Genomic DNA, 19,703 nt, shown 5'->3' on the forward strand with positions numbered 1-19,703 from the left:
GATGAAGTTAAAAGGAAGTGCATGGATCGCTTGGATATTTTTACTCCCTTCACTGCTCACGATCGGGTTAGTGATCTTTTATCCTTTAGCAAAAGAGATTCGTTATAGTTTCACGGATCAGGGTCAGATTAGCTTTCAACATTATATAGAGCTATTTGGTTCTTTCTTTTCATCTAATTCTGTTTTTCGTGATGTCATGTTCCAGACCGTCGCGTGGACGGTTATCAATCTCTTTCTCCAATTTACGATTGGCCTCGTACTGGCCCTGCTCTTACATCGAATTCGGAAAGGGCGTACGATTTACCAAACTCTGCTGATGATTCCGTGGGTCGTTCCTTCTTTTGTCGGTGCCTATGCATGGTTATGGTTGGTTCACGATCGGTTTGGCTTTATGAATCAAGCCCTACATAAAGTAAGACTTCCGATTTTCCACTGGTTAGATGATGGTACGATTACGATGCTTCTCGTCATCATGGTAAATGTGTGGATCGGGGTTCCGTTTATGATGATCACGTTTCTAAGTGGACTCAGGAGCATCCCAACCTCTTTATATGAAGCGGCTCGAATCGAAGGTGCTTCTTCATGGCAACAACTTACGCATATCACGCTTCCCCTACTCCGCCCAGTAGCCGCCACTGCCACGGCGCTAGGGATGATTTGGACCTTTAATATGTTTAATGTGATCTATATCGTATCAAGTGGCGGACCCGCTAATTCAACAGAGACACTCATTACCTATACATATCAAGAAGCCTTTCAAAACGGTAATATAGGCGTGGCTTCTACTTATGGAGTCGTCATTCTTAGCTTCCTTATAGCGTTTACCTTGTACTATCAACGTGTGCTGAAAGCAAATCAGAACGAAGGGATGTACTATTAAAATGCGTAAATCAAATAAGTGGGTTCACATTTTACTAGGAATTGCTTCGTTCGTCTCCGTATTTCCCATTCTGTGGCTGTTACTAACGAGCTTTAAACCGGTATCTGAGATCTATAGTGACACGTTTCGCATATTGCCTAAAGCGTTTACGATTGAGAATTATGTAGATGTATTCACGAGGTCTGGTGGAGTGTTTTGGACGTGGTTTTTAAATAGTGTGATCATCTCGATTTTGACAACGGTAATTGGTTTGATCTTATCCACGACTGCCGCGTATGCGATTTCTCGCTTTCGGTTCCGAGGGCGTAAAGGGATTACGATGAGCTTCTTATTAACACAAATGTTTCCAGGAATTTTACTCATTGTTCCGCTTTACATCATGATTGATCAGCTAGGTTTACTCAATACATATGTGGGCGTGGTTTTCGCGTATTTGGCGATTACGGTTCCCTTTTGTGTGATGGTTTTGAAGAACTTTTTTGATGCGATTCCGATCGAAATAGAAGAAGCGGCGCGAATGGATGGCTGTTCTCAGCTGGGGATCTTTTGGCGAATGGTACTCCCACTCTCGCTACCAGGCTTAGCTATTACTGCATTTTATTCTTTCCTCACCACGTGGAATGAGTTTATCATTGCCGTAACGTTCCTGAAATCGCATGACATGTACACGTTACCCGTTGGCCTACATCATTTTGTAAACCAATTTAGCACACAGTATCACCTAATGGCTGCGGCGGCCATGATCATTACGGTCCCAACTCTACTGCTTTTCTTTTTCGCTCAGCGTTTGGTGTCAAATCGATATTTCTATAAAAAAGGGTGATCGTTTTCGTCTACGATCACCCTTTTTTCGATTACGAACTCTTTTTCGTACCCATCCATTTCGAAAGCTTATCTAGCATACGCTCAAAAAATTTGCGCATCTTCATCCCCTCCTTCTTTACCACAAGCATATGAGCTAAGGACAAGACATATGATTGTACAAACCAAATCCTTTGTAAGGAATGGAAAGGAGGATCAGATTTTGAAAGAATGGGGTGTACATAATAAATTACGCAGACAAGAACAAATTCGTCTGATCCGCCAAGGGTCACATAAGATACATTCACTTGAGTCAGATCAAATGGAAACTTCGAAAGATGGAAAGCCATTTGCATTGCTCACTACACAAGAAAGCGAATATCCGAGCTGGGTGGCTCCTCCTTTAGCAACGTCCCATTATGCGATGGGCGGGATTCAGCCATGGGGGAAAGCGCAATCATGGAATAAGAAAGAGAAAAAACGGAATAAGCCCGTGAAGTTTCTGGTTCAGATGGTGATAGCGGCTACCTTATTCCTCGGTACAACGCTTGCGATTCAACATCAAACAAAAGTAGGCCAAATGCTTACAAGTGGACTCCAGCAGCAGATGGATGTTTCCACTATTGCTAAATTTGTCGATCAGGTGGTAGGAGAGAATGCTACGGTGCTACCTGCCTTTGTGGGAACGTTCTTAGATCAAGCGAAACCAGATGGTAAGTCAAGTGCAGGCTGGCAAGTACCCAGTAAAGGGAAAGTATTTCTGCCCTATACAGCAGAGAGAAAAGGCATGGTATTACAATTAGTCCCGAATGAACAGGTCCATGTGGCAAGAGACGGTTGGGTTTCCTTTGTTGGGACAAAAGAAGGATTAGGTCAAACCGTTATCGTAGAGCATGAAGACGGGAGCGAGAGTTGGTATGGTTTTCTGGATCAGCCAGCTATCAAAGCAAAGGCAGCTATGAAAAAGGGAGACGTAATCGGCAAAGCGGAAGACAAACAAGGTCAATCATTCCTTTATTTCGCGATCCAGAAACAAAATACTTGGCTAGATCCCACGAAGGTGATTTCATTTGGCGCCCCGAACTAGTTCGCCATGGAAGGGGATGGAGATTCGAATTCATCCTCTTTTTTGGTTGGTGATCCTACTTTCCATTTGGACAGGTCACTGGATTGAAATCCTTACCCTCTTTGTCGTAATCGTGATCCATGAATTGGGCCACGTAACCGCCGCATGGTCATTCGGCTGGCGCATTCGTTCCATGGAAATCCTGCCCTTTGGTGGTGTTGCCAAGATGGATGAATGGGGGACTGTGCCTAATCGTGAGGAAATCGTCGTCTCGCTGGCAGGCCCGTTTCATCATGTATGGATGGTCCTAATCAGTGTTCTCTTTTATCAAGCAGGCTGGTGGACGAAGGAGTGGACATTGTACTTTATCGAGGGAAATTTATGGATCGCTGCTTTTAACCTTCTCCCCATCTACCCATTAGATGGAGGCAGAGTCCTTCAAGTATGGCTAACCTATCTTCTACCCTATCGAAACGCTGTTTCCGTTACCCTCTGGTGGAGTTTACTAGCGGCATCTATGCTCGTCATCCTTTCCTTTCTAATCCCAGGAAGCCTTGTTCACATCCCGCTATTTTCGATCTCTGTCTTTCTTCTCTATAGCAACGTGATCTCGTACAGACAAAGAGAATATCAATTTATTCGTTTCCTATTACACCGCTTGGAAAAAGGAATCGATCCGAAGTGGAGTACGGTTCAGATCAGGCACTCTGGTGGAGCGACTCTGCGGCAAATTGTGAAGTCTTGGTATAAGGAGAAAGAACACATCGTGGAAGTAGTAGATGAGGACGATAAATTATTAGGTGTGTTGACAGAGGAGCAGTTATTAAAAAGGTATTTTTCTAGTACGGTTGTGCAGAAGAAGCCGCCTCATCAGCGGATAAGTTAAGAAAGAAGATGGTAGATTTGACTTGTAGTCATTTTATTGACGGTCAGGGGGATAATGAGTGGAGGAGTACTCATTATCCTGAATTAGTAAAGGGCATATCAGAAACACATAAAGTGGAATTTACGTGTTTCGATAAATTAGATAGAGCTGTAAGACAAATGATGGTCTCGATGATAAAAGCGACCTATGACCCATTAATTGATCGGAAGAATTTGCCTAATAGGTCTATCGATCAGATAGTAGAAGTGGTAGAAAAGGATACAACCTGCTGTGCTTTATTAGTAAAGAAAAACACCCGTGAAATAGAAGTCGTTCAGATGATGACACCTCCACATATCGTGGACTCGAACCCTTTTATACGGTTGGGATCGATTGGATTTAGTCCCGAACTATTGGGTACAAAAAAACAGTTACCCCATGCAAAAATGCTCCACTCTGTGTTAATGGAACACTTAGCTTCGTTTCATCTATGGGCCAAGATACCGTTTGAAGACTCAAAACTAACTATTTTGACTACACAAAATGAATACCTACCTATATCTGATCCAATCCTAGCAAGGAAAATGCTTGAAGCAGTAGGCTATGTATCAGATATCAGTGTGCATGAAAGTGGCACTGTGTTGATTCAACATTCCTCAAAAAAATATGTTGAAAAGATGATGCTTCGTCAGCCTAATTCGTAACCTTGAATCCAAGTGCCCACGTTTTCGATAAATAAAGAGCCTTCTAATTTCTTGGCAGGCTCTTTGGGCATTTTTTATACACCCGCACTTTTAATATCAACCGAAAATATTAAAAAAGATAGCTTGCGTATTCGAAAAAATATATAGTGTAAAAATAGTAGTGTTGAATAAAAGAAGAACGAAACGGAGGGGTTTATGCCATGGCTACATTACCTGATTGTCCTAAGTGCTATTCAGTATATACGTATGAAGATCGGGATCTTTTTGTATGCCCTGAGTGTGCGCATGAGTGGAGCGAAGGAGCAGAAAGCCAAGATACAAGGATTTACAAAGATGCCCATGGAAATATTCTAGCTGACGGTGATACCATTACAGTCATAAAAGATTTAAAGGTAAAGGGAAGCTCGTCTGTTATCAAGATGGGAACCAGAGTAAAAAATATCCGTTTAGTGGATGAAGATCATGATATTGATTGTAAAATAGATGGTTTTGGAGCAATGAAATTAAAATCCGAATTCGTAAAAAAGATATGACAATAGGAGAACCATATTTTTCACTTAACGTAGTGAAAAATATGGTTCTTCGATTGTCCAAGGCTTTAATATATGAAATCCGTGTTTTCTTGTCCGAATCCCATTAAACATTTGACAAGAATATAATAATAACATATATTATAAGTGTACTTACAATATAGAAAGTAGTGGCTAATATGAAAAACACCGTAAATCGAGAAATCGCAGAGAACTTGCTAGCTGCATTGGGCAAACAAGACTGGAAACAACTTCAAAGTTTGATGTACCCTAACGTACAATGGACACTCCCTGGTACAGGAGCGATCTCCGGAACCGCAGTAGGTGTCGATGCGGTAATCGACCGCTTTCAGGCAATCGGGAATGGAAACGTGAGCACAAAGCTTCAGCATATCCTCGTCGGACAACACGGTTTAACGATTACCTTGCATAACACCGCCACTGCACTTGACGGACGAATCCTAGATGAGCATCTAGCTTCGGTCCTTACAGTTGAAGATGGGCTCATTATACAAATTGATACATATATCTCAGATGTACCGATGATGGAACAATTTTTTGCCAAGTAATATATGATCATACACATAAAATGCCCTTCCACATGATTGAAGCATGTGGAAGGGCATTTGTGTTGATGCTACTCCGATTCAGTATCAAGATAGGCATTTTCCTCCTTTAATGCAAGCCGTAGCAGTAATAATCGAAGATCTTCTTGCTGTTCTTCCAATGTGGAAAAAAAAGACCCATCTATGCTTTCTACAATGGGAACCGCTTCTTCCAGCAATCGCCTTCCTTGCAAAGTAAGAGAAACCACTTTTGATCTAGTATCAGTAAGGGAAGCGATTCGACTAATCAGATTTCCTTTTTCGAGGTTTTTTAGAATGGTTGATACAGTCATAACATCCATATCGGAATGTTTTGCGATCATGACCTGTGTAACTTCTCGATTAGATTTAGAAAGATAGCCCAAAGTAGTAAGGACAACAAATTGAGGATGTGTAAGATCTAACTTTTTTAACGCTTGCTTTATATCTCGATGCCATAAATGATAAACCTTGATAAATAGATAGCCTATAGATTGGTGAGCGTCTTCAAATTTGGAAGGGAAATGAATCATTTGGCTACTTCCTCCTATAATGTAAGTAAACTTATAATATAGGTTGTTATTATATACTTGTCAACCTCCTTAACCTGAAATTCAAGTAAGCATGTATCTGGTGGATCACTGACAAATGCAACCATGATTCGTAAATGCTTATGTTTTCCTTATGAAAATTTAGGGGATGAAGAAATGATTGGTTTAATAAATATTTACTTAAAATTGAAACACTAATGGAAGTGATTACTATGTCGTCGACAAAATTATGGAATCAAAATTTCTTGCTTTTATGGATAGGACAAGCCCAATCATTGTGTGGGAACATACTTTATACAGTAGCCCTCACCTATTTAGTTTTAGACTTAACCGGTACACCTAAGTATACAGCGATAACAATGGCAGCAGGCTTGATCCCATATGTGTTTAGTCCGCTAGTCGGTGTTATGATTGATCGGATTAATATAAAGCCGTATTTAGTTGTAGGTGATCTGATACGAGGCTTGTTAATGATTTTTATTTGTTATCTTCTATACATGGACCAACTTACGGTTTTTATCATAGTAGTATCAGCATTTATATCTGGATTAATAGGTGTTATTTATCGCCCTTCTTTTGGGGCACTTCTGCCTAAGTTAGTCCCTAAAGAAGATATTGCAAGAGCAAATGCTTTAAATTCACTTTCGGGGCAGATTGCTACTTTTGCTGGATTTGTTTTTGGGGGACTTTTAGTTGCGTATGTGGGAACCTTGTTTGCCATTTTAATTAACGGCATTTCTTTTCTCATTATGTCAGTGTTATTAAGCTTGATCCGGTTCCCGGAAGTAGCTAAAAATAGGATTCAAGCTTCTGTGATTCAAGATTTAAAAGAAGGTTTTCGTTATTTATTTTCTACCAGTTCTTTATGGAGGATTCCTTTTATCTTTTTTGCAATGGGTGTGAGTTATGCGGCCCTAGAGATGCTAATGCCAGTGAAATTAAAGAGTGTGAATTATGGAGCAGAAGGATTTGGAATTTTGTTTTCGGCTCTTTTAATAGGTTCCATATGTGTCAGTTCTTTCATTTCTAAGTCGGGCAAAAATCTGGATACGAGTTGGTATACACCGATTGGATTGATTGTGATGGGAGTTTCAATGGGAGGTTTAGCTTTTTCAACCAATTTCATTACCTCTTGTATTTTCGCTTTTATTTATGGTATGGGTTCCTCACTAGTGAGTATAAGTTCGATCACTTTTATTCAAACGAATGTAGCCGATCCATTCAGAGGGAGAATATTTGGCCTGTTTGGAGTGATTGAGCAAGCGTGTATGCCGATTGCCTTATTGATAATAGGTAAGAGTACTGACTTTTTAAGTACAGATTTTATCTTATATGCAGTGGCGTTTGGGATCGGTTGTATTGCTTTTTTATGTTGGAGTAGGAGAGGTGGACAAGCACATGTATGAATACAAAGTGATCAAGGTACCTTCGACTGCTGGCTCAGAAGATTATGAGTCAGTGATCAATCATATAGCGGAAGATGGCTGGCGTTTGACTCAGGTGTGTAGGAATCAAGCATTGGGAAGTGATCTGACAATCATGTTAATCTTTGAGAGACAAAAATAAAGACTAAGATAGAAAGAGGTGCCATCCACGTGGCATCTCTTTCTTTTCTATAGCTTAGACTTTTAGGATTGACTATTTTTCAGGTAGTCTGCGTACTCAACCTGAAACTCCCGTGATTGCTTAAAACTATTTGATATCGTTGAAAGAGCTCCAATAATATCTTCTTGTGAACTTTCTAGTATAGAGAATACTTGTGGTGGACGAGGAATCCTCAGTTGGGTGTGATCATGATATACCTTCGTTACAATGGTTCCGATCTTTTTATTTTCATTATTGGAGGTGAGTATACTCCACATCCACCGCTCTTGATCGGTATAATCTTCTGTATTTCCCCACTCACGAGATATGTGTAAGTTTCCTGGTAATCTAGTATCTGACTGTAATCCTGCTCCCTTTAGTTCCTTATTAATGGACAGGAATAGCAGATTCAAGTAGGATCCATATGCCATATCCCCAGCTTGTTTGTATGCATTCATTAACTGATCTTGATTCTTGTTAAATACAACTTGCCAATTTTGTTCGATGTACGTGTTGATATATTCTGCAACGATGTGTATATCAACGTTGCTGTTGTCTTGAAGATAATCATGAAGTGAATCGTATTGACTCATGCCATTGACTCCTTTTTTATCATTTTAGAACTACAATTCTATTTTATCTAAACGAATCAAAAATATCTGCCCTAACAAAAAAAGAGAAACTGAATAATCTAGTAAATGCAGCTCTATCTTTACTAATCGACTCTATTTAGAAGACATCGAGAAAAAACATGAGAAGGAAGAGATAGATCGATGACATGGACATATGGGAAGATTGTAACTTTGGATGAGTTAATCGAGTATATCGCCGAAAATGATGAGTCGAAACATCCAGAGATCCATATTCATCACACATGGAAACCCGATCATTCCAGCTTTAACGGAGCAAACTATATTACGTTGCAAAACGGAATGAGATCTGCGCATCTAGGGAGAGGGTTTATCACGATTGCACAACACGTATCCTTGTTTCCAGATGGAAAATTCGTTCTAGGTAGAGACATTAATCTCCCTCCAGCTAGTTCCACTGGCTACAATGATTCAGACTCAGATGGCACTCACCCATTTATGGTTGAAACAGTAGGGAATTTTGATGTGGGTCATGATCCTTTTCAACCTCCACAAAGCACTGCCTTGTTTCACTTGACTGCCTATTTTGTGAAGTATAGAGGTGCGAAAATCAAGTTTCATAACGAGATGAGCAGTAAAACGTGTCCGGGAAGCTCTATTAATAAACAATGGTTTGTCGGTGAAGTTCAAAAGATAGTGGGCGGAGGGAATGGGAGTAATCCACAAATCCCGGAACCAGGTTACACTGAAATCGCTTTTCCTGGTTATCCCATTAGAAAGGGAGCAAGAGGGCCTGTTGTGGGGCGTATTCAGCAGAAGGTTGGAGTAAAAGCGGATCAGATATTCGGTCCTACGACAGAGAAAGCTGTGAGAGCTTGGCAGAAAGCCCATGGATTAAGAGTGGATGGAGTGGTAGGGCCTGACACTTGGAAGTCGATGTTTAATAATAGTAATGTATATCCAGGAAAATTGATTCGAAGAGGCTCAAAGGGTGATGTAGTAAGGGCGATTCAGAAGAAATTAGGTGGATTGATTGTGGACGGTGTCTTTGGTGTCAAGACAGAGGTAGCGGTGAAGGCGTTTCAAAGGAAGAAAGGACTTGCAGTAGATGGGATAGTGGGACTGCAAACGTGGAATGTGTTGTTTAAATAGAAATAAGTATCGGAATAAAAAAGAAAGGGTATCTTGAAGCGAAAACTAGTGCCGCTTCAAGATACCCTATTTCTGTCTAGGAGTGATACAATCTCTTACATTCTATCTGGTTGTTAGCAATAGAACAAATAGCATCCCACTCTTGTTGGCTTAGTGGCTCCCAAATAGGCATCTCGTTGATTAACTCTAACAAATCTTGTAACGAATCCCCAACGAAATTAATATGTCCCATCTTTCTTCCTTCTTTGGCCCCGTTCTTCCCATACCAGTGCACTTTTGCACAAGGTGGTAACTTCGTCAACTCATTCAAAAAGGCCTCTTGATGTTCTACAAATAGATTTACCATAATTCCAGTGTTTTTTTGAACTAACTTACGAAGTGGAAGTCCTGTTACCGCACGTACGAACTGCTCAAACTGGCAAGGGTTCGTGGTATCCATGGTGATATGACCTGAATTGTGTGGCCTAGGTGCTAATTTGTTTACCCAAATGGTTCCATCTGCCAGCACAAACATCTTAATAGCAAGCACTCCAACAAATGGAAGTTGGCTAGCCAATTGATGCGCAATTTGCTCCGCTCTCATGCGAATTCCCTCTTTAATAGGGGCTGGAGAAATCGTCATGTGTAGAATTTGGTTCCGATGGATATTCATAGCAGGTGGATAAACCTCTATCTCCCCTGAAATACTTCGAGCTGCAATCACTGAAATTTCTTTTACATAAGGAACAAATTTCTCAACCAATATTCCCTTTTCGATCATTTCTTGCGGAGGAAGCGGATCGTCCGAGGTACGAACCACCCATCGGTTCTTTCCATCATGTCTACATGTAAGCACTTTCAATACACAAGGAAGTTGTAGTTCCTCAATTGCCTCAAGCATCTCTGTTTCCGATGTTACAACCTGATAGGGAGCAATCGGGATTTGTGCATCTTGTAATACTTTCCGCTCCTGCCCTCGATGTCTCGTCCAGTGGAGAAGAGTACTTCCTTGTGGTAAGGGCTTTTTGGTCTCAATCATTTGAACCATATCAGGATCTATATTTTCAAACTCATATACGACTAGATCAGACTTTTCCATAAGCTTTTCTATTGCCAACGGGGAATCATACGCTCCAACGATCTGTTCATCCGCTACTTGTCCTGCTGGAGAATCGTTAGCTGGGTCTAATACGATGAAGCGATATCCTAATCTACGTCCCTCTAGGACAATCATGCGGCTTAGATGGCCTCCGCCTAACACGCCGATCGTCTGTCCAGGAAAGACTACTAGAGAAGGATTACTTGATTGCCCACTCAGTTCTTGGCTTTCTTGATGCATCGTATATCATCCTTGCTGTTTATATTTTGCTAAATTAAATTTTGTAAAATAAATATACCATAAGCAATCGTTTTGTGTCAATAATATTTCGTATAACTGTATTTCATACAATTTAGTTTTTGGTTGTTATAAAAGTATATGGCTACCATGACTTAAAAATTTAGCAAGAAACCCTTCTGATTGTGTTCTCAGAAGGGTTTCTCTCCTAACGTGTGTTTTTCTTCTTAGGTACCGTGGGTCCTAATAGAGAGACATGTACTGCTCGCGTTCCCATTCGTGAACAGTAGTGCGGAATAAGTCCCATTCGATTTTCTTTGCTTCCACAAAGTGGTTTAGTACGTGCCCACCGAGTGCATTTGCGATAACCGTATTGTTTTGAATCGCTTGAATTGCTTCGTCTAAGTTTGCTGGTAGGCTTTCAATCCCTGCATCTCTACGCTCTTGCTCATCCATAACGTAGATGTTGCGGTCTGTTTGTGGAGGTGCTGCTAACTTGTTTTTAATGCCATCCAAACCAGCTGCTAGCATCGCAGCGAGTGCTAGGTAAGGGTTTGCTGATGGGTCTGGAGAACGAACCTCGATCCGAGTACCGAGACCACGAGAAGCAGGTACACGAACTAACGGGCTACGGTTTTTTGGAGACCAAGCTACATAGCAAGGCGCTTCATAACCAGGTACCAAACGCTTATAGGAGTTGACTAATGGATTAGTTACCGCTGTAAAAGCACGCGCATGCTTTAAGATTCCAGCTAGATAGTGAAGTGCTGTTTCAGATAGACCTAGCTCATTACTCTCATCATAGAAAGCATTTTCGTTTCCACGGAAGAGAGATTGATGACAATGCATACCCGAACCATTGACACCAAATAGTGGTTTCGGCATAAAGGTTGCATGCAAGCCATAATTACGTGCTACATTTTTTACTACCAATTTAAATGTTTGGATTTGGTCTGCTGCTTTGATAGCATCCGCATATTTGAAGTCGATTTCATGCTGTCCAGGTGCTACCTCGTGGTGGGAAGCTTCGATTTCAAAGCCCATTTGCTCAAGAGTAAGCACGATATCACGACGGCAGTTTTCGCCGAGATCAAGTGGCGCTAGGTCAAAGTAACCACCTTGGTCATTTAGATCAAGAGTTGGGTTCCCTTTGTCATCCGTTTTAAAGAGGAAAAACTCTGGCTCTGGCCCTACGTTAAAGGAAGTGAAACCAAGCTCTTTCGCTTCTGCCATTACTTTTTTTAGAATCCCACGTGGATCTCCTGCAAATGGAGTACCCTCTGGAGTGTAGATATCACAAGTAAGGGCACCTACCTTTGAATTTCCTGCTGTTACCCATGGATAAATGACCCATGTATCAAGATCCGGATATAGGTACATGTCGGATTCTTCAATGCGAACAAACCCTTCAATCGAAGATCCATCAAACATCATTTTATTATCAAGTGCTTTTTCCAACTGACTACGCGGAATCTCCACATTTTTAATCGTTCCAAGTAAATCGGTAAATTGAAGACGGATATATTGAACATTTAGTTCCTCGGCTTGTTTTAAAATATCTTCTTTCGTAAATTGTGTCATATCCAATCATTCTCCCTTTAAAGTAGTTAAGTTAGTTGCGGAAAAACCGCGATTTCCTTGGTGTCTGCATAAACTAATTACTTTTTCTATTTTCAATCAACGATTTAATTTCAAATAAGCGTTTTACATCGTTAAAGGAAAATAGGCATTGGTCCCCATTTGTACACTCAGGTTGGATTAAACCCTGTTGCTCTAAGTAACGAACTTGACGTGGCGTTAGAGCAGTCAACTTGGTTACAGTTCCAATTGGAAACAAAGGCATATTTCGCCGCATCTCATCATTCATGATAACGGCACCTCCCTTCTGTAGAAGGAGTTAGGTGATCCGATGACACTCATTCTATGACGTGTAATTATACATGTCAATGCATGTTAGAAAAGTTTACACAAAAACTTTTTATGTACAACCATCCCTACAATAAATATCAATAAATCGGTCAACTTCATTCTAGGAGATGAGTGAGTATACTTTTTATTTAAATACTCTTCTTTTACATAGAATTTAAATACATTGAGATTAAAAATATACAGATTTTATAAATATGCATAACAAATATAACCTTCCTAATTACGGAAAAGAACTTCTTTTTTATATATACCAAGGAATAGAATTATATTGTTTTATTTATATATATACTATGTTAGTATGATTTTATTCATAAATAGAAGGCGATGGGATCATGAAAAAAACGAATTCGCAAACATGGATTGGTATATTAATGGTTTTATCTGGAGGAGTATTATGGGGAGTGTCTGGAGCGGTTGTGCAGATGCTATTTGAGACTTATCACTTCGAACCTGGTTGGGTTGTAAATGTTCGCTTGTTTTTTTCAGGGGGGCTGCTGCTTCTCTTATACAAATTGACTCATAAAGAACAATCTATATTTTCTATATTCCGAGATCGAAGAAACATCATACGGGTTGTCGTCTTTTCTGTATGTGGCATGATTGGCGTGCAATATGCATTTTATGTTGCTATCAGTGAAGGGAATGCAGCTACAGCTACTCTACTTCAGTATTTAGGACCGATATTCATCGTGCTGTATGTTGCTTATCGGATGAAACGATTTCCGTTTATGAACGAATGGCTGGCACTAAGTTTAGCGATGGTAGGGATGTTTTTATTAGTTACAAATGGAAGTTTATCAGGTATTCAAACGAGTAAATCTACATTGATCTGGGGGCTTATTTCTGCTGTTGCGGCCGCTTTCAATGTGATTTATCCACAACGTTTGATAGAAAAGTGGGGTTCGATTCTTACTGTAGGTTGGGGAATGTTGATAGCAGGTATATGTATGACTCCTTTCCAGCAACCATGGAATGTAGGAGGTCAACAATTTACTTGGAAGTCTATTATCTTTTTATTGTTTGTCATTGTATTTGGGACGTTGTGTGCTTTTGTTTTATACTTAGAAAGTTTGCGATATCTTTCTCCTACACATACTGGAATGTTAGGGATGTCAGATCCATTATGCTCTATGATTGTAGCGGTGCTTTGGTTGCATCATCAGATAGGAGGATTTGAATTTCTGGGTGCAGCATGTGTTGTAGGTACTGTGATTGTGTTAAGTTATCTTCCGCGAAATGTTAAAAAAGATACAATGAAGAAGGATAAGATGATTTCAGTGTAGATCTATTTGATCAATGTAAGATGGTGGATGAGAAGGTAAGCAATCTTCTCATCCACCTATTTTTATGAACAAAAGCGTGAATTCTCTTAGGCATTCGATATCACGCATTTTTCTTCTTCCCTTCATTGTCTGTTGTATAGTTGAAGAATGATTCTTCTAACGAATCCTTTACGGTTTCGATCCTCTCATGCACTCCTCCTATACTACTCAAGTGGACTAGCTTCAACTATAGAGGTCGCTTACATCAACATTACTAATCTGTAAGTTGGATTACATAATAGTAAGCTCATTAAATTCCCTTAATCCAAGTAGTGAAAGATCGTACGAATATACTTAGAGCGAATCCATATAAAATAGAGAACTTGGATCACGCCGAAGATGGTAATGACTTGAAGGATTTTGTCAAATGGAGCCCATTCAACGTTTTTTTTGTTCAGGAAAACGAGAATCATATAAGCGTGAACAGAAGCGATTGCAAAGGGAGAGAAGAAGAAAATGGCTAATTGTCGGGTGATAATTCGCTTGATCTCTTTTCTTTTAAGACCGATCTTGGTTAAGTTTCGATACTTTTCCCTTTCTTCTTGAATGTTTGCAAACAAACGGAAGTAGAGGAAACTAATAGCCGCGATGAAGAAGACCATACTAATGAAGGAACCAATGAAGAAGAAGGTTTTATTTCGTACGAGCTCTCCTTGAAAATGATCAGCTGTAGTCATGACTCGTTGAGATTCTCCATTAAAACGCTTATTGATTTGCGCACTAAAATCTCCCAGACGAGTCCAGTTCGGAATCTGGTATTCGACAAGGGTATATGTTGGGTAGTTTGGTTTTACTTTACGATACAAATCATCACTGATTACATAATAAGTTTGTGCTACAAAGGGGAAATAGGGTGTATTATCTGTTCCAATTATGTTTAATTTTCTTTCTCCCACTTCCATTTCGTTTTTTTGAAATGTAGAAGGAGGGTTTACTCCCCAACCTCCCGATATCAGCTCTAGGGAATCGTTTCCTTCCAGAGAAATGGGTTCCCTACCGTGAAAGCGAGCTAATTGATTAAAGGTGGAGTTGGATAGGAGGGCTGTGGTGAGTTCTTCATTATATGGGTCTTCTATTTTATTTAAAGCAAGTAGAGGAACCTGGACTTTCCTATACTCATATCCATTTTTCTCAAGATACGTATCAATATAATGTATATTTTCTTTTAAATGTTTATCTTGAGGATACGATAAATAAGAGATTGGGACCAAAAACTCCTTCAGTATTTGCTCAGCTGTATATAGATAGCTTGTATACAGATTTGCTGTAAAGGCTAAGGAAATCGTGATTAGCACCGTGGACATAAATAAGTTTCGGACATTATGCTTTGCTTGATGAGCTAGGTTGGAGATCCAGAGCAAGTTTGTCTTATAAAAATAAAGACGCGAATTTCGTTTTAATAAAGTAATCCCTATCGTACTTATTTGAGAGAAGAGGAGATAGGTAACAGCTGTAAGAATAATAAGGGCTATTTTGAGATCGTATCCTGAGTACATGAGCCACTCTGTAAACGGTACTTCTTTCAATTCATTTTGGTTTTGGATCGCATACACTAATAATCCATACATAAGCAGAATAATGGTGATGCCACATATTGCTGATAGGAGAGATGCTTTGGATTGACGATTTTGTTTTCGATTTTTGGTTAATAGGGAGTAAATGGTTTGGGAGCGAACAAAAAATGGAGACAGGATGGATACAAAACAAATAAATTGATGAACGACATAAAGGTGAACCCGATCGGAATAGCAGATAAACTGAATTCTAAAGGGAATTGAAATATCATGGAGATGACGAAAAAGAAGTACTTTGCAAAAAGAAGCCCCAGTAGAATCCCAGAGGCGATTGAAATGAAGCCAATCAGGACATTTTCAAAAAACATCAATTTGATAAACTGCGAATCCGTGATGCCTAGTAGGCGGAGTAAACCAAACTCTCGCAATCGTCTATGGAGAAACGTTCCAAATGAGTACAATACAAATACAAATGAACATCCATATTGGAAAGGGAGGATGCTTGCTAATAAGTCAGTTAAATATTTGTTCATACTGGGATGAAAAAAAGCAACTGAAAAGATAAAAAAGACCATAACAGAAATGGTACTTGCCATAAAAAAAGCCAAATAGGAGGAGAGATTTCGTTGTACATTGCGTAAGGCAAACTGCTTAAAAGTCATATCTGGCTCCTCCTTTGACATCTATGTCGGTCTTATTGTTTCAATTTCTTCTATTTTTACACCATGGACGAGTTGATTCTATCGAACTCTATAACAGATTGATTACACATTTGTAATGTTGTTTTCGAACGTAGGAATTCGTCCTTCTAGCCAAAAGAAAAACGCTCAAATCCTATTATATTACTGGATTTGAGCGTTTTTCTTTTTCGATCAATTACGCGGCCTTTGATTGTACGACTGGTTTAGTCCGCATTTGTGTGATTAAAAACATACTATAACGAATGGCTACATACATAACCATGCCACTGGCTATGGTGGTTTCCATGATGCTGAACGCATGTCCTAATATGCCATGATAACCTACATATTTTAATGTATGGGTAAGGGCGGTTGCGCAAATAACGAGTGGAAATGTAAACGCGGCATAACTTGGATAAAATGACAAACGTAATAACTTCGGCAATTGCCATAGGACACTAACATATAAAGCTTGTGAAAGAATAAGGAGTGTCCAAACTAAGCCCAGTGATTTCGTGCTAAAATGCGCTAAATACGCCGCCAATAACAGCGATCCGGGTGCACATAAAATCGTAATAAGAGGGAGTGCCGGCAATTCTAAATCACGCATCACAAAAATACGAATGAGTACGAGCGGTAGTAAAATAAGATAGAACACCATCGATGCCCAAAATATGACAGTTGTGATCGATGATACCAGATTACCAGCAGTTAGCGGAATAATAGCCATCCCGATATATAGAATAAACCAACTTGGATAGATATGACGCATGGTCACCTTGCTTTGCATAACAAAGCGATAGATAAAGGTAATCATTAATACAAAGTGAACGATAACGGCTATTCCCCAAATCATTTTCCAAAGTACGCTTTGTTCCATAAAAAAGCTACAGAGTACCATTAGAGCCATCGTAAATGTGGGCGATACAGCCGCGATCATAGGATTTTTTAAGTCATCGAGTACTTGCTTGGGTGTGAAGAAAATTTTGCAAAGCATGCCTACTAAAAAGATGGATCCAAGTGCCATCATAATATAGGCAAGCCAGTTGGTATGAAAGCTAAGTTGTAGTTTTGCTACTGAAAATAACGCTAAGATCAGACCACTTATCGGAATCGGGATGTAGTGTAGTTTTTTCATCATTGAATATGTCTCCTCTAAGATTCCTTTATCATTACGATAGCGCCCTTATAGTAACTCATCCTTATCCGACTGTCTATGAAAAAAATCCCAGTGATAAAGCACTGGGATTTTAAGCGTTATAGATTAATTCTGTTCCGCCGACTCAAGCCGATCACGAGTGATGTGTGTCGCAGCGACCATGTTTTTCAATGAAGCCACGACTTCTTCCTTATTCCTTGTCTTCAAACCGCAATCAGGATTAATCCAGAATTGGGTTGGCTCAAGTACTTGTAAAGCTAGTTCGATCGTGCTGACGATTTCATCAACAGAAGGAATCCGTGGGCTGTGAATGTCGTATACACCAAGGCCGATTTCTTTGTTATAAGCATGGTTCCGGAACGAGTGCATTAATTCTCCATGACTGCGAGAAGCTTCAATTGAGATAACGTCTGCATCTAGGTCGCTAATGGAATCAATGAAGTCGTGGAACTCGCTGTAACACATATGAGTGTGGATTTGTGTAGTGTCTTGAACGGAAGAGGTTGCGAGACGGAATGATTTCACAGCCCAATCTAAATAGACGGACCATTCGGTTTTTTTGAGCGGAAAGCCTTCGCGTAGGGCGGGTTCGTCAACTTGGATCACACGAATCCCAGCGGACTCTAGTGCCTCTACTTCTTTTCGTAAGGCGAGCGCAATTTGATCGGACACTTGATTTCGGGAGAGATCGTCGCGTACAAATGACCAATTTAAGATGGTCACGGGGCCGGTGATCATTCCCTTTACAGGTTTCTCGGTAAGGGATTGAGCATACATACTTTCCTTTACGGTCATCGGCTCTAGAAATTCGACATCCCCATAAATAACAGGTGGTCGTACACAACGTGATCCGTATGATTGGACCCAACCATTTTGTGTAAAGGCGAATCCACCAAGTTTTTCACCAAAAAACTCGACCATGTCAGTCCGCTCAAACTCTCCATGGACCAAGACGTCTAAGCCGATTTCTTCTTGAATATCGATCCACGTTTTGACTTGATCGCGAATAAACTCATCATACTGCTCGGTCGATAACTCGCTTTTTCTCCACTTTTGTCTTGCTTGTCGAACGTCTGAGGTTTGTGGAAAGCTACCAATGGTTGTAGTAGGAAGTAACGGAAGTCCCAAGGATTTCTGTTGTTTCGTTTGTCTTTGTTCAAAAGCGGAGTGACGGGAGATATCTTTTGACTGTACACTTGCTACCGCTTCATGGACAGAGACACAGTTTCGGACTGGAGACTTTGCTAAACGATCTAGTGCTGCTTGGCTGTTTCGTAAGGAATCGGCAACCGCATTTTCTCCATCTTGCAATCCTTTTAATAAGCATAAAACCTCGTCTAGCTTTTCATCAGCAAACGCTAATGCGTCTTTCACAAGCGGATCTAGATTTTTCTCTTGAGTAAGAGCAACAGGGACGTGAAGTAAGCTACTAGAAGGCTGAAGCCATAGTCGATCTTTCGGCACAGCATCGGTAATCTTGTGTAGCAGTTGTATTTTGCTATCTAGATCGGAGCGCCAAATATTTCGTCCGTCGACGAGACCGACGCCGAGTACCTTGTCATCAGGAAATCCGGACTCTACAAGGGATTGAATGTTTTTTTCTAAGCCGTGTACAAAGTCTAATCCAATTCCTTGTACAGGGAGATCTTTTAATTCGGAGTAGCATTCGACCGAATCAAAATAGGTTTGTAACATGATGTTTAGCTCGGGAGCCGCCTCGTGAAGTTGAGTATAGATATATTTGACTGTTTCCATCTCTTCTGTCGTTACAGATGTAACTAGAATTGGCTCATCAAACTGGACCCACTCTACACCTTCTGCTGCTAACTCTTGCAAGATTTGTGCGTATAGCGGGACAAGTTGTAGAATGATGGCTGGCAATTGTGTCTCTGTATATCCTTTTGAAAGCTTGATAAACGTGTAAGGACCTACTACAACAGGCTTTCCTTTCACGCCCAGCTTTTCCTTTGCTTCTCGGTACGCAATAAGGGGCTTGTTTTCGGTTAAAGTAGGTGTGACATCCCCTAGCTCTGGAACAATGTAGTGATAGTTTGTGTTAAACCATTTCGTCATTTCGCACGCTACGGCCGCTTGACAACCACGAGCCATAGAGAAGTAAGTTTGAAGCGAAACCGCGCCGCCTGTATAAGAAAACCGCTCTGGTACAATCCCAAACATAACAGCGGTATCTAGCATGTGATCATACAATGTAAAATCGCCAACAGGGATGTAGTCAATCCCTTTGTCGATTTGCTTTTGAATGTGATGAAGACGAATTTGTTCCATCTGTTTTTTGAAATCGGCTTCTTCTACCTTTCCAGCCCAAAATGCTTCTAAAGCCTTTTTCCACTCCCGATTTTGGCCGATACGTGGGTATCCTAAGTTACTACTTTTCACTCTACTCATCTCGATCTCCCCCAAATAGCAATATTTTTACGTGCACGCAAAAACATCTCTAACGGTTAAACGTTAGAGAT

Annotated in this window: 19 protein-coding genes and 1 pseudogene; 11 read left to right on the top strand and 9 right to left on the bottom strand. The window is 40.3% G+C overall.

What is annotated here, in order from left to right; genetic code table 11:
• The first annotated feature begins 1 nt into the window (after window position 1).
• The 7 genes from EDD57_RS06885 (at window position 2) to EDD57_RS06915 (ending at window position 5,415) form a co-directional block, all read left to right on the top strand.
• Window positions 2-880: a carbohydrate ABC transporter permease gene (locus tag EDD57_RS06885; RefSeq protein ID WP_131848723.1), complete on the top strand. Its 879-nt coding sequence runs from the start codon at window positions 2-4 to the stop codon at window positions 878-880.
• Window position 881: 1 nt separating this feature from the next.
• Window positions 882-1,703: a carbohydrate ABC transporter permease gene (locus EDD57_RS06890; RefSeq protein ID WP_131848724.1), complete on the top strand. Its 822-nt coding sequence runs from the start codon at window positions 882-884 to the stop codon at window positions 1,701-1,703.
• Between the two features lie 201 nt (window positions 1,704-1,904).
• The gene (locus EDD57_RS06895; protein ID WP_165873696.1) at window positions 1,905-2,768 is read left to right on the top strand and encodes a M23 family metallopeptidase; all 864 of its coding nucleotides are present in this window, start codon (window positions 1,905-1,907) and stop codon (window positions 2,766-2,768) included.
• A 16-nt stretch (window positions 2,769-2,784) separates the two neighbouring features.
• Window positions 2,785-3,633 (top strand): site-2 protease family protein, encoded by an 849-nt coding sequence (locus EDD57_RS06900; RefSeq protein ID WP_131848726.1) that lies wholly within the window; start codon window positions 2,785-2,787, stop codon window positions 3,631-3,633.
• A gap of 170 nt (window positions 3,634-3,803) precedes the next feature.
• Window positions 3,804-4,316, top strand: coding sequence for a hypothetical protein (locus tag EDD57_RS06905; RefSeq protein WP_131848727.1), 513 nt, complete (start codon window positions 3,804-3,806; stop codon window positions 4,314-4,316).
• Between the two features lie 200 nt (window positions 4,317-4,516).
• The gene (locus tag EDD57_RS06910; protein ID WP_131848728.1) at window positions 4,517-4,849 is read left to right on the top strand and encodes a zinc ribbon domain-containing protein YjdM; all 333 of its coding nucleotides are present in this window, start codon (window positions 4,517-4,519) and stop codon (window positions 4,847-4,849) included.
• Between the two features lie 176 nt (window positions 4,850-5,025).
• A complete protein-coding gene (locus EDD57_RS06915) occupies window positions 5,026-5,415 on the top strand; it encodes a nuclear transport factor 2 family protein (protein ID WP_131848729.1) in 390 nt (129 codons plus the stop codon).
• Between the two features lie 68 nt (window positions 5,416-5,483).
• Here the strand turns inward: EDD57_RS06915 and EDD57_RS06920 are convergent, their stop codons facing one another.
• Complete coding sequence (locus tag EDD57_RS06920; protein WP_131848730.1) at window positions 5,484-5,963, bottom strand: MarR family winged helix-turn-helix transcriptional regulator; 480 nt, start codon at window positions 5,961-5,963, stop codon at window positions 5,484-5,486.
• A 230-nt stretch (window positions 5,964-6,193) separates the two neighbouring features.
• On the opposite strand from EDD57_RS06920, the gene EDD57_RS06925 reads away from it, so the two are divergent.
• Together EDD57_RS06925 and EDD57_RS06930 are read left to right on the top strand one after the other, a co-directional pair.
• A complete protein-coding gene (locus EDD57_RS06925) occupies window positions 6,194-7,387 on the top strand; it encodes an MFS transporter (protein WP_165873697.1) in 1,194 nt (397 codons plus the stop codon).
• The gene (locus EDD57_RS06930) at window positions 7,380-7,547 is read left to right on the top strand and encodes a DUF4177 domain-containing protein (RefSeq protein ID WP_165873698.1); all 168 of its coding nucleotides are present in this window, start codon (window positions 7,380-7,382) and stop codon (window positions 7,545-7,547) included. The genes EDD57_RS06925 and EDD57_RS06930 overlap by 8 nt, the downstream gene beginning before the upstream one ends.
• Before the next feature lie 62 nt (window positions 7,548-7,609).
• Here EDD57_RS06930 and EDD57_RS06935 read toward each other — a convergent pair whose 3' ends face one another.
• The gene (locus EDD57_RS06935) at window positions 7,610-8,158 is read right to left on the bottom strand and encodes a DUF6022 family protein (protein ID WP_131848733.1); all 549 of its coding nucleotides are present in this window, start codon (window positions 8,156-8,158) and stop codon (window positions 7,610-7,612) included.
• 180 nt (window positions 8,159-8,338) lie between these two features.
• Here EDD57_RS06935 and EDD57_RS06940 point away from each other — a divergent pair, with 180 nt between their 5' ends.
• Window positions 8,339-9,307 (top strand): peptidoglycan recognition protein family protein, encoded by a 969-nt coding sequence (locus EDD57_RS06940; RefSeq protein WP_131848734.1) that lies wholly within the window; start codon window positions 8,339-8,341, stop codon window positions 9,305-9,307.
• Between the two features lie 76 nt (window positions 9,308-9,383).
• Here the strand turns inward: EDD57_RS06940 and purK are convergent, their stop codons facing one another.
• The 3 genes and pseudogenes from purK to EDD57_RS06955 form a co-directional block, all read right to left on the bottom strand.
• Window positions 9,384-10,625, bottom strand: a complete 1,242-nt coding sequence (purK, locus tag EDD57_RS06945) for a 5-(carboxyamino)imidazole ribonucleotide synthase (protein WP_131848735.1) — start codon at window positions 10,623-10,625, stop codon at window positions 9,384-9,386.
• A 240-nt stretch (window positions 10,626-10,865) separates the two neighbouring features.
• Window positions 10,866-12,203, bottom strand: a complete 1,338-nt coding sequence (gene glnA / locus EDD57_RS06950) for a type I glutamate--ammonia ligase (protein WP_131848736.1) — start codon at window positions 12,201-12,203, stop codon at window positions 10,866-10,868.
• A gap of 91 nt (window positions 12,204-12,294) precedes the next feature.
• Window positions 12,295-12,489, bottom strand: a pseudogene (locus EDD57_RS06955) (MerR family transcriptional regulator); the annotation flags it as partial.
• 394 nt (window positions 12,490-12,883) lie between these two features.
• On the opposite strand from EDD57_RS06955, the gene EDD57_RS06960 reads away from it, so the two are divergent.
• Window positions 12,884-13,834, top strand: a complete 951-nt coding sequence (locus tag EDD57_RS06960; RefSeq protein WP_131848738.1) for a DMT family transporter — start codon at window positions 12,884-12,886, stop codon at window positions 13,832-13,834.
• A 299-nt stretch (window positions 13,835-14,133) separates the two neighbouring features.
• On the opposite strand, the gene EDD57_RS06965 is transcribed toward EDD57_RS06960, so the two are convergent.
• From EDD57_RS06965 to metE, 4 genes are all read right to left on the bottom strand, one after another.
• The gene (locus tag EDD57_RS06965) at window positions 14,134-15,426 is read right to left on the bottom strand and encodes an ABC transporter permease family protein (RefSeq protein WP_131848739.1); all 1,293 of its coding nucleotides are present in this window, start codon (window positions 15,424-15,426) and stop codon (window positions 14,134-14,136) included.
• A gap of 92 nt (window positions 15,427-15,518) precedes the next feature.
• Window positions 15,519-16,049 (bottom strand): FtsX-like permease family protein, encoded by a 531-nt coding sequence (locus EDD57_RS06970; RefSeq protein WP_165873699.1) that lies wholly within the window; start codon window positions 16,047-16,049, stop codon window positions 15,519-15,521.
• Between the two features lie 214 nt (window positions 16,050-16,263).
• Window positions 16,264-17,208 (bottom strand): TDT family transporter, encoded by a 945-nt coding sequence (locus EDD57_RS06975; RefSeq protein WP_131848741.1) that lies wholly within the window; start codon window positions 17,206-17,208, stop codon window positions 16,264-16,266.
• A gap of 123 nt (window positions 17,209-17,331) precedes the next feature.
• Window positions 17,332-19,632 carry a 5-methyltetrahydropteroyltriglutamate--homocysteine S-methyltransferase gene (gene metE / locus EDD57_RS06980; RefSeq protein WP_131848742.1) on the bottom strand — a complete coding sequence of 767 codons (2,301 nt, stop codon included), beginning with the start codon at window positions 19,630-19,632 and terminating at the stop codon, window positions 17,332-17,334.
• Window positions 19,633-19,703 lie beyond the last annotated feature (71 nt).

Origin of the sequence: Baia soyae, assembly GCF_004341445.1 — a bacterium.
Lineage (GTDB): Bacteria > Bacillota > Bacilli > Thermoactinomycetales > Thermoactinomycetaceae > Baia > Baia soyae.